The sequence below is a fragment of the Paraburkholderia sp. BR10882 genome, from assembly GCF_040948855.1.
GTDB classification, from domain to species: Bacteria; Pseudomonadota; Gammaproteobacteria; order Burkholderiales; family Burkholderiaceae; genus Paraburkholderia; species Paraburkholderia nodosa_A.
Genome location: NZ_JBFPKP010000045.1, coordinates 1 through 14,168, shown reverse-complemented (window position 1 = coordinate 14,168; position 14,168 = coordinate 1). Strand labels below are relative to the sequence as shown.

15 protein-coding genes and 1 pseudogene are annotated in these 14,168 nt (G+C 66.1%); 4 read left to right on the top strand and 12 right to left on the bottom strand.

Annotated features, from left to right (window positions below; genetic code table 11):
* Positions 1 to 209: hypothetical protein (locus AB3X99_RS40740; RefSeq protein WP_368662049.1), on the top strand; the 209-nt coding region annotated here is incomplete at its 5' end.
* A 129-nt stretch (positions 210 to 338) separates the two neighbouring features.
* Here the strand turns inward: AB3X99_RS40740 and AB3X99_RS40735 are convergent.
* Entirely contained in the window at positions 339 to 569 is a 231-nt protein-coding gene (locus AB3X99_RS40735) for a hypothetical protein (protein WP_342950139.1), read from the bottom strand.
* Between the two features lie 140 nt (positions 570 to 709).
* Between AB3X99_RS40735 and AB3X99_RS40730 the strand changes: the two genes are divergently transcribed.
* Positions 710 to 1,147, top strand: coding sequence for a hypothetical protein (locus AB3X99_RS40730; RefSeq protein ID WP_368662048.1), 438 nt, complete (start codon positions 710 to 712; stop codon positions 1,145 to 1,147).
* A 46-nt stretch (positions 1,148 to 1,193) separates the two neighbouring features.
* Here the strand turns inward: AB3X99_RS40730 and AB3X99_RS40725 are convergent, their stop codons facing one another.
* From AB3X99_RS40725 to AB3X99_RS40705, 5 genes are all read right to left on the bottom strand, one after another.
* Positions 1,194 to 2,240: an ABC transporter permease gene (locus AB3X99_RS40725; RefSeq protein ID WP_368662047.1), complete on the bottom strand. Its 1,047-nt coding sequence runs from the start codon at positions 2,238 to 2,240 to the stop codon at positions 1,194 to 1,196.
* A 4-nt stretch (positions 2,241 to 2,244) separates the two neighbouring features.
* Positions 2,245 to 3,240 (bottom strand): ABC transporter permease, encoded by a 996-nt coding sequence (locus AB3X99_RS40720; RefSeq protein ID WP_368662046.1) that lies wholly within the window; start codon positions 3,238 to 3,240, stop codon positions 2,245 to 2,247.
* 77 nt (positions 3,241 to 3,317) lie between these two features.
* Positions 3,318 to 4,913, bottom strand: a complete 1,596-nt coding sequence (locus tag AB3X99_RS40715; RefSeq protein WP_368662045.1) for a sugar ABC transporter ATP-binding protein — start codon at positions 4,911 to 4,913, stop codon at positions 3,318 to 3,320.
* A gap of 14 nt (positions 4,914 to 4,927) precedes the next feature.
* Entirely contained in the window at positions 4,928 to 5,962 is a 1,035-nt protein-coding gene (locus AB3X99_RS40710; protein WP_368662044.1) for an ABC transporter substrate-binding protein, read from the bottom strand.
* A 198-nt stretch (positions 5,963 to 6,160) separates the two neighbouring features.
* Positions 6,161 to 7,249 carry a LacI family DNA-binding transcriptional regulator gene (locus AB3X99_RS40705; RefSeq protein ID WP_083245737.1) on the bottom strand — a complete coding sequence of 363 codons (1,089 nt, stop codon included), beginning with the start codon at positions 7,247 to 7,249 and terminating at the stop codon, positions 6,161 to 6,163.
* 200 nt (positions 7,250 to 7,449) lie between these two features.
* On the opposite strand from AB3X99_RS40705, the gene AB3X99_RS40700 reads away from it, so the two are divergent.
* A complete protein-coding gene (locus AB3X99_RS40700; RefSeq protein ID WP_368662043.1) occupies positions 7,450 to 8,481 on the top strand; it encodes an aldose 1-epimerase in 1,032 nt (343 codons plus the stop codon).
* Between the two features lie 13 nt (positions 8,482 to 8,494).
* On the opposite strand, the gene AB3X99_RS40695 is transcribed toward AB3X99_RS40700, so the two are convergent.
* Positions 8,495 to 8,779 (bottom strand): hypothetical protein, encoded by a 285-nt coding sequence (locus AB3X99_RS40695; protein ID WP_368662050.1) that lies wholly within the window; start codon positions 8,777 to 8,779, stop codon positions 8,495 to 8,497.
* A 255-nt stretch (positions 8,780 to 9,034) separates the two neighbouring features.
* Between AB3X99_RS40695 and AB3X99_RS40690 the strand changes: the two genes are divergently transcribed.
* On the top strand, positions 9,035 to 10,393 hold the full coding sequence (locus AB3X99_RS40690; RefSeq protein WP_368662042.1) for an MFS transporter: 1,359 nt from the start codon (positions 9,035 to 9,037) through the stop codon (positions 10,391 to 10,393).
* Between the two features lie 66 nt (positions 10,394 to 10,459).
* Here AB3X99_RS40690 and AB3X99_RS40685 read toward each other — a convergent pair whose 3' ends face one another.
* From AB3X99_RS40685 to AB3X99_RS40665, 5 genes and pseudogenes are all read right to left on the bottom strand, one after another.
* Positions 10,460 to 10,813, bottom strand: a complete 354-nt coding sequence (locus AB3X99_RS40685; RefSeq protein ID WP_368662041.1) for a DOPA 4,5-dioxygenase family protein — start codon at positions 10,811 to 10,813, stop codon at positions 10,460 to 10,462.
* Between the two features lie 86 nt (positions 10,814 to 10,899).
* On the bottom strand, positions 10,900 to 11,676 hold the full coding sequence (locus AB3X99_RS40680; RefSeq protein WP_069269366.1) for an ATP-binding cassette domain-containing protein: 777 nt from the start codon (positions 11,674 to 11,676) through the stop codon (positions 10,900 to 10,902).
* Entirely contained in the window at positions 11,673 to 12,647 is a 975-nt protein-coding gene (locus AB3X99_RS40675; protein ID WP_069269367.1) for a ribose ABC transporter, read from the bottom strand. Before AB3X99_RS40675 ends, AB3X99_RS40680 begins: the two co-directional genes overlap by 4 nt.
* Positions 12,648 to 12,666: 19 nt before the next feature.
* On the bottom strand, positions 12,667 to 13,647 hold the full coding sequence (locus AB3X99_RS40670; protein ID WP_368662040.1) for an ABC transporter substrate-binding protein: 981 nt from the start codon (positions 13,645 to 13,647) through the stop codon (positions 12,667 to 12,669).
* A 183-nt stretch (positions 13,648 to 13,830) separates the two neighbouring features.
* Positions 13,831 to 14,168, bottom strand: a pseudogene (locus tag AB3X99_RS40665) (threonine ammonia-lyase, biosynthetic); the annotation flags it as partial.

Here is a 14,168-nt window from a genome sequence, read left to right as displayed (position 1 = left end):
TCGGCTGTAAATTTTTAAAGATCGATCGCGAAAGCGCCGTTAAAACTGCTCAACTACCGGCTTCTTTCTGCGTTGCTGCGTCAGCAGCAGAGAAACGAGATTATGAAGAATCTTTTCCGCTTCGTCAACCCCTTTTTTTCGCTCACCGCTTGAAAAAGCTTGCTGACTCCTGCGTCCGCCGGTTTCCGCGGCGGCCTTCGCTGCCCTGACGTCGGAGACATCGAACTGCGAAGGGGGCGAATCTTATCGCCTCGATCGCGAGTCCGCAAGCCCTTCCCATCGACTTAATTGAAAAGAGGCGCAACGCGCCTCCTCCTTTCACTGAGCGGCATTCGCGCTCACGACTTCGGATCGTCCGTCGTCGGCGGGTCGAACAGCGCCTTGCACGGCGGCGAGAGTTCATCGTAGTGCTGCTTCATGCAAGCCTCGATCTTCTCCTTGTTCGGGATCGCTCTCGCGCAGAAGCGGAATGCATCGCCACGGCAGGCATGTTCCTGCTCGTTGCGCGATTCGCCGCTGCTCGCCATCGCGAAGGTTAGACCGACCAGCAATGCGCCCGCTTTCATCATGCGATCGAACGGCTTCCTCATGGCGTTCTCCTCGTGATGCGTAGTCCGACGCGACCCTGCAAGGGCTATTCCCGGCACGCCGCTTGCAGCGCTGCCCTCACCTGCCACGATGAGGCGCTGCTCTCACGCAGCGGAACGCCATGAACCCACCGCTCACCCGGATCCTCGCGCTTTGCTCGGCCATTGTCATACCAGGCATCCCCCTGGCCGCTCACGCGGACGACAGCGCGAGCCCCTGCGCGGCGCTCAAGCGCATCGTCGCGGCAGCACCGCAGCATTTCGCGTCGCTGAGTCCTGACGACGGACACGCCGTCGCGCAACCCTATGGCGACGACGCGCAGTGCGCAACGACTGGCGGGAGTTTTCAGTGCGTGTGGAGCGCGCGCGACGCCGGATCTGGGACGAACGCGCTCGAAGGCGTAGGCGCCGACATTGCCTCGTGCCTGCCCGACGCAACGCACGACGTGAACTCGCCTGGCCGCCAGCACTTCTATCTGGGGCAGCGCGGCAGCCGGACCGAGATCACCGCGCAGACCGATGGCTCGACGCGCGTCAAGCTGATCGTTTCACATCAATAGGCATGCCGTCAGCCAAACGCGTCCGCAGCCGCGCAGTTCAGGACCGCTATGAGCCCACGGCGGGCCGCCGCCGCGTCGCGCCCGCCGCGGCTCGCGTCGCGCCATGCCGGCGCCCGGTGAGCACCGTCTGCACGATCACCGCGGCAAGCAGGAATGCGCCGCTCGCCAGGTTTTGATAGTAAGGGCTCAGCGTGCCGACCTGATTGATCACATTGTCGATGACACCGAGCAGCAACACGCCGGCCAGCGGTCCGGCCATCGTTCCCACGCCGCCCGTGAGCAACACGCCGCCGATGACAGCCGCGGCGATCGACTGCAGTTCGTAGCCGGTCCCCGCCCCCGACAACCCCGAGTCCAGGTGCGACGCCAGCAGCGCCCCCGAGAGCCCGGCGAGTGCACCGGACAATCCATAGGCGAGTATCTTCACGCGCTCCACGCGCACGCCCAGCATGCGCGCCGCCTCTTCATTGCCGCCGATCGCAAAGATCGCCGCGCCAAAGCGCGTGTGGTTGAGCAGCGCGCCACCCAGCGCATAGACAACCACCAGCACCCAGATGAGATTGTTGACGCCAAACACCGAGCCATTGGCGATGCGCGCGAAGAAACCCGGATTGGCAATCAGCAGATCCTGGCTCGCGAGCACGAGCGCGAGCCCCTTGAGCCCGAGCAGCGCCGCGAGCGTGACGATGAACGGCGCCATGCGCGCGCGCGCGATCAGCACGCCGTTCACCAGACCGACGACGCAACCCGCTGCCACGGGCGCGAGCATCGCGGCGCCCCATCCATAGGGCGCGGCATAGGCGGCCAGCACCGTGCCGAGTCCGACCATCGACCCAACCGAGAGATCGAAGCCGCCCAGGATGATGACGATGCTCTGTCCCACGGCGACGAGCCCGAGAAACGCACCGTTCGACGCGATGTCCGCGAGGTTCGCGGGGCGCAGGAAGTCGGGAAACACCATGCCGGCCACGAGCGCCACGACCACGAGCATCGCGATCGCCCCGCGCGACTGCACGAGCGCGATCACTTGCGCGCGCCGATTGGCGCCCGGCGTGGCGGCGGTTTGAGCGTCCACTGGTTTGGCGTTTTGCATCGCGTCAGCCTCCCGAGCGTTGCAGATACAGCGCGACGACGATGAACACCGCCTTGAGGATCTGCGCGTAGGTGAAGCTGATGTTGTTCATGATGAAGCTCGCGTCGAGCACCTGGAGCAGCAGCACACCGAACACCGCGCCGACGATCGAGATGCGTCCGCCCGAAAGCGGCGTGCCCCCGATGACCGAGGCGGCAATCGCATCGAGTTCGAAGTTCACACCCACATAGTTGGGATCCGCCGCGCCAAGTCGCGATGACGCGAACACGCCGGCGAGTCCGGCAAGCGTGCCGCTCACCGCGTAGACGAGAAAGAGCGTGCGCCGCACCGGAATGCCCGCGAGAAACGCGGCGCCGCGGCTCGCGCCCACGAGAATCGCGTAGCGCCCGAAGGTCGTGCGCCGCACGACGAACGCGACCACCACCGCGAGCCCGAGCGCGATCAGCATGACGACGGGCAGCGGGCCGAGCGCGGCGGCGCCGAGCAGATCGAACCCGGGTGTGTCGGGCAGATTCACGCGCGAGCCACCCAGCAGCGCCTGCGCAAGCCCGCGCGCGGCGACCAGCAAGGCGAGGCTCGAGATCAGCGGATCGATGGCCAGCAGCGCGACGAGGAACCCGTTGCACAAGCCGACGACGGCGCCCACCGCGACCGCGCCCACGAGCGCCGGGCCCACGCCATACGGCAGGAACACGGCAATCGACGCGCTGGCCAGCGCCATCACCGAGCCTACGGAGAGATCGATGCCGCGCGTCGCAATCGCGAGATTCTGGCCCAGCGCGATCAGCACGATAGGCGCCGCCTCGAACAGCAGGCTGCGCGCCGCGAAGGGATTCGAGAAGCCGGGCGTGACGGCGAGATTGAACGCGACGAGCGCGGCGAGCGCGAAGTACACGCTGTGCTCGCGCAGCACCGCGCGCCAGGTCCGCGCGCGCGCCTCGGCGCCGGTCGCCGCCGAGACGGAACGGCTCGAGGAATTCGAAGGATTCGAGGGGCTCAAGCTTGCCTCGTTCGATTCAAGGTTGGTCGCCATCGGAGCGGTTGTCGGGGATTGTGGCGGGTTTGGCGCGGGGTTGCTCACGCGGTGCCGTCGCCGTGGTCGGCGCTGGCGTCGGATCCGGCGCCGGCCAGCACGGCGAGCACATCGTCGGGATGCGCGCCGGCGGTCGGCATGCCGCCCTCGGTCGCGCCTTCGTTGAGCACGACGAGGCGGTCGGTCAGCGCAAGCAGCTCTTCCATCTCCGAGGATGTGACCACCACCGCGAGCCCCTCCTGCGCAAGCTCCTGCACGACGCGATGCACCTCCTCTTTCGCGCCGACGTCGATGCCGCGCGTGGGATCGTCGAGCAGCAGCACCGTTGGGCGCGTAGAGAGGCAGCGCGCGATCAGCGCCTTTTGCTGATTGCCGCCCGAGAGCGTCGTGATGAGTGCGCCGGGCCCGGCCGTCTTGATGCCGAGCCGCTCGATCGAGTCCCGCACCACTTGCGCTTCCTTCGCACGCGAGATGAAGCCGAAGCGAGAAATGCGCGGCAGCAAGCTTGCGACGATGTTCTCGCGCACCGAGAGACGTGGAAAGATGCCTTCCGCGCGGCGGTCTTCGGACAGGAAGGCGAGCCCGCGGCCGATCGAGCGCGCCGGGTTGGCATGCGTGAGCGCGCGGCCAGCGACATCGACCTCGCCGCCATCGGCCTTTTGCGCGCCGAAGATCGTCTTGAATGTTTCCGTGCGGCCCGAGCCGAGCAGGCCGGCCAGCCCGACGATCTCCTTGCGGGCCACGCGCAGCGACACGTCGCGCACGCGGTTGCCCCACTGCAAATGGTCGACGGCGAGCGCGGGCGTGGCGTCGGCATCGGCGCTGCCCGAGCGCTCGGCCCAGGCGTGCTCGCCCGCGCTCTCGCGGCCCAGCATGGCCGCGATCAATGCCGCGCGCGGCAGTTCTGCGGGCGTACCCGTGCGGACCACTGCGCCGTCGCGCATCACCGTAAAGCGATCGCACAGCCGGTAGCATTCGGAAAGCCGGTGGCTCACGAACAGCAGTGCAATGCCCTCGGCGCGCAGACGATCGACGACTTCGAACAGCACGTCCACCTCCGCACCGCTCAGGGCCGAAGTCGGTTCGTCGAGGATCAGCACGCGCGCGCCCAGCGAAACGCCGCGCGCAATCGCCACCATCTGCTGCGCGCCGAGCCCGAGCGAGCCGAGACGCGCGGCCGGATCGACCGCGAGCCGGTAACGCTGCACGATGTCGGCGGCGCGCTCGAGCATGCGCTTCCTGTCGATCAGGATCCCGAAGCGTTTCGGTTCATGGCACAGAAAGATGTTGTCGGCCACGCTGCGCTCCGGTATCAGGTTGATTTCCTGATACACGGCGCACACGCCCGCGCCCTGCGCGGCGCGCGGACTGTCGAACGCGACGTCCGCGCCGTCGAGCGTGAGCGCGCCCGAGTCGGGCTGATGAAAGCCGGTGAGGACCTTGATCAGCGTGGACTTGCCCGCGCCGTTCTCGCCCACGAGGCCGTGCACCTCGCCCGCGCGCAGCGTGAGCGAGACGTCGCGCAGCGCGCGCACCACGCCGAAGGTCTTCGAAACGCCGTGCGTTTCGAGCACGGCGCGCGGCGTGGCCGTGGCGGAACCGGCGCGACCGGTGCGATCGGCGGGGGCGCTCGTCGTCATCGTGCGGACGCGGCTCAGTAGACCTTGCCCTGCGCGAGCGACGGCTGCGCGTTGTTCCGGTCGAACAGCGCGTCATCCATGATCTGCTTTTGCGGCACCGGCTTGCCCGCGAGATAGTCTTCCAGCGACTTGAAGGCGAGCGGACCGAAGCGCGGGTTCGTTTCGACGTCAGCAGCGACAATGCCGTTCGAAATATCCGTGACGATTTCCTTTGTGCCGTCGATCGAGACGATCTTCACGCCGTTGAGCTTGCCGGCCTGGCGCAGCGCTTTGATCGCGCCGACCGTCATCGTGTCGGCATGGGTGTAGACGGCGTTGACGTCCGGGTGCGCGAGCAGGATCTGCTCCATTACCTTCTGCGCTTCGGTCGTCGACCAGTTCGCGGTTTGCGCCGCAATGATCTTCATGCCGGGATAGGGCTTGAGGCCGTTCGCAAAGCCGTCCGTGCGCTGGCTTTCCACCGTGTTGCCGTAGCCGCCCTGGATCTCGGCGATGATCGCGTTGCCGCCGGTGGCGTCTGCCAGCGCCTTCGCCGCGCGCTCGCCCTGCTTGTAGAAGTCGGAGCCGAGGAACGTGATGAAGTCGTCGCACACCGTGCCCGCGGTCTGCCGGTCGATCGTCACGACGGGAATGCCTTTGGCGCGCGCCTGGGCGAGCGCGGGCTGCAGGCCTGTGGAGTCGTTGGGCGCAATGATGAGCGCCTCGGCGCCCTGGTTGATCATGCTTTCGATGTCTGCGACCTGCTTCGCCTGGTTGGCGTTCGCGTTCGTATACAGGAGACGCTTCACGCCCGCTTCCTTCGCCGCTGCGCGAACCGAGGCGGTTTCGGTCGCCCGGAACGGGTTCTGTTCATTCTCCGACTGAGAGAACCCCACCACCATGTCGCTCAGCTTCTTGCCGGCCGGTTTGGCATTCGTGCAGCTCTCGCTGGAATTCGACTGGACTTTCTGCGCGCCGGCAGTGGACTGCGCGTGAGCGCTCGCGGCGAACGCGCTCGCGAAGCAAAACCCGGCGGCGATGAGGGCGGACTGGATTCGTTGATGACGCATGGCTGTCTCCTGTGTCGGCCAGAACGCATGCGGCAGCACGGGCTCCGGTCTCACGCAAAGCGATGAATGACATCGGCGGTGCTGGCGATCGGCCCCACCGCGGTTCTTGTTGTCTTTCTTGATTCATCCAGCACGACGCACGACGCGCGATGCGCCCCACCGAATTATTACGGCCACTGCTTCAACTAATATTACCAGTCAATTTTCGGAGATATTAATGAGGGTATTCACGGGGGAAGCAGAGTCCGGCGCGCACACCGAGGTCCGTTCGATGAGCGGCCCGTCGAGCTTCACGGTGCGGTGGCGCACCGGCGCGCCGGCGCTGCGGTTCTGCTCTTCCTGCAGCAGCGTCTCGACGGCCCAGCGCCCAAGCTCGTAGTTGGGCAGCACGACGGTGGTGAGCGGCGGGTGGGTGTGACGCGCGATTTCCTGGTCGTCGTAGCCCATTACGGAAACGTCTTCGGGCACGCGCAGCCCGAGTTGTTTGAGCGCTTCGATCGCACCGATCGCCGTCAGGTCGTTGGCGCAGAAAATCGCGGTGGGCGGATTCGGCTCGCGCATGAGCGAGAGCGTGAGTTCGAAACCCTTGCCCGAACTCCAGTCGCCGTCGCGCACGAGGCGTTCGTCGAACAGCAGGTCCGCAGTCGCGAGCGCCTGGCGATAGCCCTTCAGACGGTCTTTCGCGGCGTCCTGCCAGGTTTCGCCATTGATGAAGCCGATGCGCCGGTGCCCCGCTTCGATCAGATATTCGGTGGCCGTATGGCCGCCCGCCACTTCGGCCGGCACGACCGAAGAGAGCGCGTGATCGGACGCGTAGCAGTTGAGCAGCACGGCCGGCACCTTCAGCAGCGCGGGCGGCACCGTGACCTTGCGCGTGTACACGGTCGCGTAGATCACGCCGAGCACGTTCGGCATGGCGAGCGTTTGCAGCACCTGCTGCTCCATCTGTGCGTTGCCATGCGTCGAGAACACCGCGAGCAGACAGCCGTTGTTCCAGGCGGCGTCGCGCGCGCCGTCGATGCTCACGACCGGGTGTGGACTCGTCGAGACTTCGTCGGCGAGATAGACGATGAGATTGCGCTCGCCTGCGGGGGCGGGCGTCTGCACCGCGCGGATCGGCAACTGGTAGCCAAGCGATTGCGCGACCTCGTGCACCTTCAGGCGCGTCGCTTCGGAAAGCTTGGCGCCGACCGCGCCGTTGAGCACGAGGGAAACCGTCGATTGCGATACGCCGGCGGCCTTCGCGATGTCGGTCATGGTCGGGCGGCGTTGCGTCGATTTTTTCATCGGATCTGAGGGGGGACTGCGGGAGGGCTGCGCGGCGCGGCGGCGCGCGCTCGGGGCCGCGCTGTTGGCCCGAAGCGTAGCACTAATAATTTTGGCCATCAATTGGAGCATGTCACCATTTTTTGGCGGCATCATCAGCGATTTCAGCGCCTATATTATCTTTTATTAGTAATAAAACGATGCACTTGGAGAACGCTCATTTGACTGCCCGACCGACACCCTCGTCGCCCCCGGAGATCGCCTTCGACGCCGCCGCGCTCGACGACGGCCAACTCGTCACGCTGGCCCATGGCGACGCGCGCGCGCTCGTCGCGCCGCACGTCGGCGGCTCGATCGCGGCGTTCTACGACGCAGCCGGCCACACCCCTGCGTCGCACTGGCTGCGTCCCGCCACGCGCGCCGCCATCGACGCGCGCGATCCGCTAGGCATGGCGAGCTTTCCGCTGATGCCGTACTGCAACCGCATCCGCGACGGGCGATTCCGCTTCGAAGGCGAGATGATCGACTTGCCGAGCGGCACCGGCGCGCTGCGCCACGCGCTGCATGGCCACGCATGGCGGCGCCCCTGGACGGTCGAGGCGCAAACGGCTGATACGCTCACGCTGCACTTCCTGCACGAGCCGAACGAGTCACATGGAGCGCACGGACCCCACGGATCGCGCAAGGCCAGTTCTCACGTCGGCACCGGTTGGCCGTTTCGCTACGAGGCGCGCCAGCACCTCACGCTCGACGCCAGCGGCCTCACCGTGCGCCTGTGGGCACGCAACCTGGCCGCGCGGCCCATGCCGTTCGGTCTGGGCCATCACCCGTACTATCCGCGCTCGCCCGGCACGCGTATCGCCGCGCGCGTGCGCGCCATGTGGGAGATCGACACGGAAGTGCTGCCGGTCTCGCTCAGCGCGCACCCAGCCGTCGACGCCCTGCAGGCCGGCCTGATCGTCGACGACTTCGACCTCGACAACAACTTCTCCGGCTGGCGCCGCGAGGCGGTCATTGAATGGCCGCACGAAGGCCGTCGCCTCGCGCTGCGCGCGAGCACGCCACTCGACTTCTTCGTGGTCTTCTGTCCACCCGGCCTGCCCTACTTCTGCGCCGAACCTGTCAGCAACACGACGGACTGGCTCAATCTGCGTCACGAAGGCACCGTGCAGCGCATCGACGTGGGCGGCACCGTGCTCGCGCCCGGCGAAACACTCGAAGCCCAGCTTGCCTGGCAACCCGAGTGGACCTGAAGCGGTCGGTCGCTCACATGCCGGCGCCGCTCTGCCCACCCGAGCGCACGCCCGCCAACGGCGCGCCGTAGCCGCCCGCCTCGGCGTTGTTCGGGTGGCCGTTCGCGAGTTGCCCGCGCGGATCGGTGGGACCGACCGGCATCTCGCCGGCCTGGCGATTGCCGTGGGTCGGGTATTCGCTGCCGGGCTGGGCGCCCGGCATGAGCGCGAGGCTGTTTTGCGGCGTACGCAGGTCGTCGTTCGGCGCGAGCTGGCCAAAAACCTGGCTGGGCGCGCCTGCCAGCATCGCGCTTGCCATGAGGCACAGCATGGCCGCGTGGGCGAAGAAAAGCTTCATCTGGCACTCCTTGTCGCGCAACGCGACACGCTTGCGGCACGCGAGTGCTCGCCGTGCTGCTTTCAGGCTAGCAGACGGCCGCCTGCCACGCCCCATAATGATCTCCAGCAAACGCCGCGCTGCGGTTACTATTCCGGGTTGTAAGGCAAACCAGAAAAAGCGGCTCGCCACGGCGGGCCGATACAACGACAACCTCGGTCGACAGGAGACAAAACCATGGACCAGCCGCGTGCCGTCGACGTCCAGACCTTCATCAACGAACATCCGTTCTCGCCGTTCCAGTGGTTCATCTTCGCGATGTGCTTCGTCATCGTCCTGCTCGACGGTTTCGACACTGCCGCGATCGGCTTCATCGCGCCTTCGCTGCTCGGCGAATGGGGCATCCCCAAACCCGCGCTCGCGCCCGTGCTGAGTGCGGCGCTCTTCGGCCTTGCTTGCGGCGCACTCGTGTCCGGACCACTTTCCGATCGCCTCGGGCGCCGCGCCATGCTGGTCGGCTCGGTGTTGCTGTTCGGCGTGACCTGCCTCGCTTCGGCGTTCTCCACCAGCATCGGCGAACTCACGTGGCTGCGCTTCATTACGGGCGTGGGTCTCGGCGCCGCCATGCCGAACGCGGTCACGATGATGGGCGAGTTCTGCCCCGACCGGAACCGCGCCACCGTAATCAATCTGATGTTCTGCGGCTTTCCGCTCGGCGCGGCCTGCGGCGGCTTTCTCGCGGCGTGGATGATTCCGCATTTCGGCTGGCGCAGCGTGCTCATGCTTGGCGGCGTGACGCCGCTCGTGCTCGCCGTGCCGCTCTTCCTGCGCATGCCGGAATCGGTGCGCTACATGGTGGCGAACCAGCGGCCCGTCGAGCGTATTCGCGCCGCGCTCGCCCGCATCTCGCCCGATGCCGCCAAGGCGCAGGTGTTCACGATGACGGAGCACGCGCCGCAGACGCAAAGCAAGGGCCTCGGCGTGGTGCTTTCGCCGATGTACCTCGTCGGCTCGGTGATGCTGTGGGTCGCGTATTTCATGGGGCTCGTGATCTTCTACGCGTCGATCAACTGGATGCCGCTCCTGCTCAAAGACTCCGGCCTCACGGCCTCGAGCGCCACGCTGATTTCGGCACTCTTCCCGCTCGGCGGCGTGGGCGCGGTGCTGAGCGGCATGCTGATGGACCGCTTCAACGCGAACCGCATCATCGCCGCGTGCTACGTGCTCACCGCGCTTTCGGTGTGGCTCATCGGCCAGGCAGCGGGCAACGTGGCCCTGCTCGTGCTCGTGGTGTTCGTGGCCGGCGTGCTGATGAACACGGCGCAATCGTCGATGCCCGCGCTCGCCGCCGCGTTCTATCCCACCCAGGGGCGCGGCACCGGCGTGGCCTGGATGCTCGGCATCGGGCGCTTCGGCGGCATTGCGGGCTCGTTCCTCGTGGCCGAACTCGCGCGCCGGCACTTCACGTTTGCGGGCATCTTCGCGACGGTTGCCGTCGCCGGTCTGATTGCCGGCGCCGCACTGCTCATCAAGCAGGCCGCTCGGCCGCAGACGAGCGGATCGTCGGCGGCAAAGACGGAGTCGTTCGGGCACTGAGGCCCGCGGGCGTATCGATGATTGCGCCGTGCCGCAGGCCACGGGCCGGCGCAATCCGCAGAGCGATCAGCCGCCGAGCGCGCCGAGATTGAGCCCGTGCGAATGGCCGATCCACACGGCGGCGTCGCGATGATCGCGCAGGGCATCGGTGGTGTTCGGATGCACGAACACGTCGAGTGCGCCGTGATTGAGCGTGAGCCATTCGACGACCGTCGTGAAATGCTCTCGCGTAATGGCGAGCTGATACGACCACATCGGATGCGGCCCGACCGGGCGCTCGTGAAAGCGGCCGATCTGCACGATCTCGCCGAAGCGGGCATCGATCGCCTCGCGCAAGGTCCATGCGGCGTCGCGCGTCGCAGCGTCGAAATAGACGTGGGCGTGCCAGCTCGTGATTTCGGCGGGATCGAGGTAGTTCATGGTGGAAGCAGGAATGCGGTGAGGGTTCGAGCCGACATTGTCCATCGAATGCCCGCACCGCGCAGGCGAACGCACCACGCCAGGTTTCAGTGCGCGCCGTTCGAATACGTGTCGCCGACCATCAGCCGCACGATTTCGTCGCCGTCGGTTTCCGAGACGCGCCGCTCGCCCGCCACTTCGCCGCGCCGCAGCACGACGATGCGCTCCGCCACCGCGAAAATATCGTGCAGGTTGTGCGAGATGAGAATCACGGCCACGCCCTGCGCCTTGAGTCCGCGGATCAACTCCATCACCTTGCGTTGCTCGGGCACGCCGAGCGCCGCGGTCGGCTCGTCCATAATGAGCACGCGCGCGTTCCAGTAAATCGCGCGGCCTATCGCAATGGCCTGGCGCTGGCCGCCCGAGAGCATTTTCACGGGGCCCGTGAGCTTGCGCGGCGGAATCACGATATCGAGCCGCTCGAGCACTTCGCGCGCCACCCGCGCCATGTGCGGCCGGTCGATGACCTGGAAGCCGAGTAGCCGTCGCACCGGTTCGCGGCCGAGGAAGATGTTGCTGCCCACGTCGAGATTGTCGGCGAGCGCGAGATCCTGATAGATGGTTTCGATGCCCTGCGAGCGGGCATCCTGCGGATCGCGCAGCTGGAGCGGCCTCCCTTCGAAATGCAGATCGCCCGCATCGGCGCGATACACGCCAGAGAGAATCTTGATGAGGGTGGACTTGCCCGCGCCGTTGTCGCCCGCGAGCGCAAGCACTTCGCCGGGCATCAGCCGCAACGACACGCGCTTGAGCGCCTCCACGCCACCAAAGCGGATCGAGACATCACGCGCCTCCAGAATCGGCGTGGCGCTCTCATCGCTCATTGCGCGCCTCCGAGCCGGTCCTTGTACTGGTCGATCAGCACCGAAAGAATGATGACGATGCCGACCACGATGAATTGCCAGAACGCGTTGACGTCGATGAACACGAGCCCGAATTCGATCACGGCGATGATGAGCGCGCCGATCAGCGTGCCGATGACGTTGCCGGTCCCGCCAAAGAGACTCGCGCCGCCGATCACGACCGCCGCGATCGAATCGAGCAGCATGGGCTCACCCGCATTGGCCGCGCCCGCAGCGAAGCGCGCTGTGTAGACGATGCCGCCCACCGCCGCGAAGGCGGCCGCAATCAGATAGATCGCGAACAGATGACGGCGTACGTTGATGCCCGCGCGCACCGCCGACTGCGGATTGCCGCCTACCGCGTAGGTGTACTGACCGAAGCGCGTTTGCGAGAGCACGAAGTGCATGATGACGAGCAGCACGGCCGTGAGGATCACGGGCGTCCAGCCGCTGCCGAGCCACGCGAGTCCAGGATTGTTCACGGAGACGGTCATGCCGCTGCCCGCAGCGAGAAAGCCCACGCCGCGCGCGACCCCATACATGCCGAGCGTGCCGATGAATGCGGGCACGCCCAGGCGCGCGATCAACACGCCGTTCACGAAGCCCGGAATCAGGCATACGAGCACCGTGAGTGGTATCGACATCAGCAGGATCCACGGCGATGCGCCGCCGGGAATCGTGAACTGTGCGACGCACACCGCCGCGAGCCCCATCACGAAGCCCACCGAAAGATCGATGCCCGCGGTGATGATCACGAAGGTCTGACCGATGGCCAGCAACAACGGCGCGCTCGCGGCAAGCCCGATCGACTGCAGGTTGTACGCGTTGAATACGAACGACCGATGCGCCGAGATGCGCGCCCACGCCTCGAAGAAGACGAGCAGCGTGCCGAGAAAGAGCCACGGCCAGACCTTGCTGACGAGCGCGAGCCTGTCGAGTCGTTTGTCGTTCATGTGGCTCTGTTCGCGCGGCTTAGTTCGAGTAGATGTACTGCTTCATCTCCGGCTTGTCGATATTCGACCTGTCCAGCACCACGAAGCCCGTGCCCTTGTAGGTGGGAATCTTCTTGCCGTGGATGGTGTCGGCGGCGAACTTCACGGCGTCATAGCCCATCTCGTCGGGAAGCTGCGCGATGGCGATATCGACGAGGCCGCTTCTGATCTGCTCGTCGATGCCCGGCACCGCGTCGAACACGACGACCTTCACCACGCCCTGCTTGCCCGCGTTCTTCACGCCTTGCGCCGCGCCTGCACCCGAAAACGTGTTGGCGCCGAATACGCCCGCAAGGTCGGGATTGCGCGCGAGTACCGCCGCCACGTGCGAGGCGGCGCGATTGGCGTCGTCCTCGTTGTACTGCGTCTCGAGCACCTTGATGTTGGGGTGCTTCTTCATCTCTTCCATGAAACCTTGCGCGCGCGCGTCGGTGCTGGAAATGCCCGGCTTGTTGTTCTCGCAATAGACGGTGCCCTTGTCGCCGATCGCTTTGGCGAGCGAGCGCGCCGCCACGTGGCCGCCTTCCAGGTTGTCGGAAGCCACATAGGAGAGCGGGAAGTCGGCGTCGCCCTTGCCGCTTTGATAATGGCCGTCGCCGATATAGGTGTCGACGGTGATGACCTTGATGCCGGCGTCGGCGGCTTCCTTGAGCGGGCCGATGAGCTGTTGCTTGTCGACGGGCGAGACGAGCAGCACGTCGGGATGCTTGGCGATGAACGCCTTGAGGATTGGCACCTGCTCCGTGGTGTTCCAGGCCTTCGGAACCTGGAACAGCAACTGGATGTTTTCTTCCTTCGCCGCGCGTTCGGCGCCGCGATGCATCGTGAAGTAGAAGGGATCGGTGACGCCGGGCAGCAGCGCGACGACGGGATGCGCCGCATCCGCGTGCGCCACGCCGGGCAGCGCGCCGGCGACGATCGTGGAAAGAGTCATCAGACAGCCAAGAGCGATGCGCAACATGTTTGTCTTCCTCCAGGTGAGTCCGACGCACGGCGCCCAATCTTCCCGAGGCGACCACGCCCGGCAGCAGTGGCTCAGTATACTGACGCGCACTGCCGCGGGGCCTGGTGTTTTCCTGCACTCTTTCAACGCTTTATGCGCTTCGGATGCAGACGTCCCGATTGGTGGGACGACTGACTATTTTCATTGCAGGAACAACCGATACGCCGGGTTTTGCGTCTCTTCCCAGTGCGGATAACCGAGCGTGGCGAGGAAACGGCGGAACTCGGCGTCTTCGGCGGCAGGCACCTGGATGCCCACCAGAATCGAGCTGTAGTCGGCGCCCTGGTTGCGGTAGTGGAACAGGCTGATGTTCCAGTTCGGCGCCATCGACGAAAGAAAGCGCATGAGCGCGCCCGGGCGCTCCGGAAACTCGAAGCGGAACAGGCGTTCGTCGTGCGCGAGCGGCGAGCGTCCGCCCACCATGTAGCGGATGTGCTGCTTCGACAGTTCGTCGCCCGTGAGATCGACGCTCGGAAAGC

Bases quoted from the DNA above. Each gene is read 5' to 3' on its own strand.
- AB3X99_RS40680 (WP_069269366.1), bottom strand. From the start codon at position 11,676: ATGAGCGATGAGAGCGCCACGCCGATTCTGGAGGCGCGTGATGTCTCG.
- AB3X99_RS40710 (WP_368662044.1), bottom strand. From the start codon at position 5,962: ATGCGTCATCAACGAATCCAGTCCGCCCTCATCGCCGCCGGGTTTTGC.
- AB3X99_RS40685 (WP_368662041.1), bottom strand. From the start codon at position 10,813: ATGAACTACCTCGATCCCGCCGAAATCACGAGCTGGCACGCCCACGTC.
- AB3X99_RS40730 (WP_368662048.1), top strand. From the start codon at position 710: ATGAACCCACCGCTCACCCGGATCCTCGCGCTTTGCTCGGCCATTGTC.
- AB3X99_RS40690 (WP_368662042.1), top strand. From the start codon at position 9,035: ATGGACCAGCCGCGTGCCGTCGACGTCCAGACCTTCATCAACGAACAT.
- AB3X99_RS40705 (WP_083245737.1), bottom strand. From the start codon at position 7,249: ATGAAAAAATCGACGCAACGCCGCCCGACCATGACCGACATCGCGAAG.
- AB3X99_RS40735 (WP_342950139.1), bottom strand. From the start codon at position 569: ATGATGAAAGCGGGCGCATTGCTGGTCGGTCTAACCTTCGCGATGGCG.
- AB3X99_RS40695 (WP_368662050.1), bottom strand. From the start codon at position 8,779: ATGGCAAGCGCGATGCTGGCAGGCGCGCCCAGCCAGGTTTTTGGCCAG.
- AB3X99_RS40715 (WP_368662045.1), bottom strand. From the start codon at position 4,913: ATGACGACGAGCGCCCCCGCCGATCGCACCGGTCGCGCCGGTTCCGCC.
- AB3X99_RS40670 (WP_368662040.1), bottom strand. From the start codon at position 13,647: ATGTTGCGCATCGCTCTTGGCTGTCTGATGACTCTTTCCACGATCGTC.
- AB3X99_RS40725 (WP_368662047.1), bottom strand. From the start codon at position 2,240: ATGCAAAACGCCAAACCAGTGGACGCTCAAACCGCCGCCACGCCGGGC.
- AB3X99_RS40675 (WP_069269367.1), bottom strand. From the start codon at position 12,647: ATGAACGACAAACGACTCGACAGGCTCGCGCTCGTCAGCAAGGTCTGG.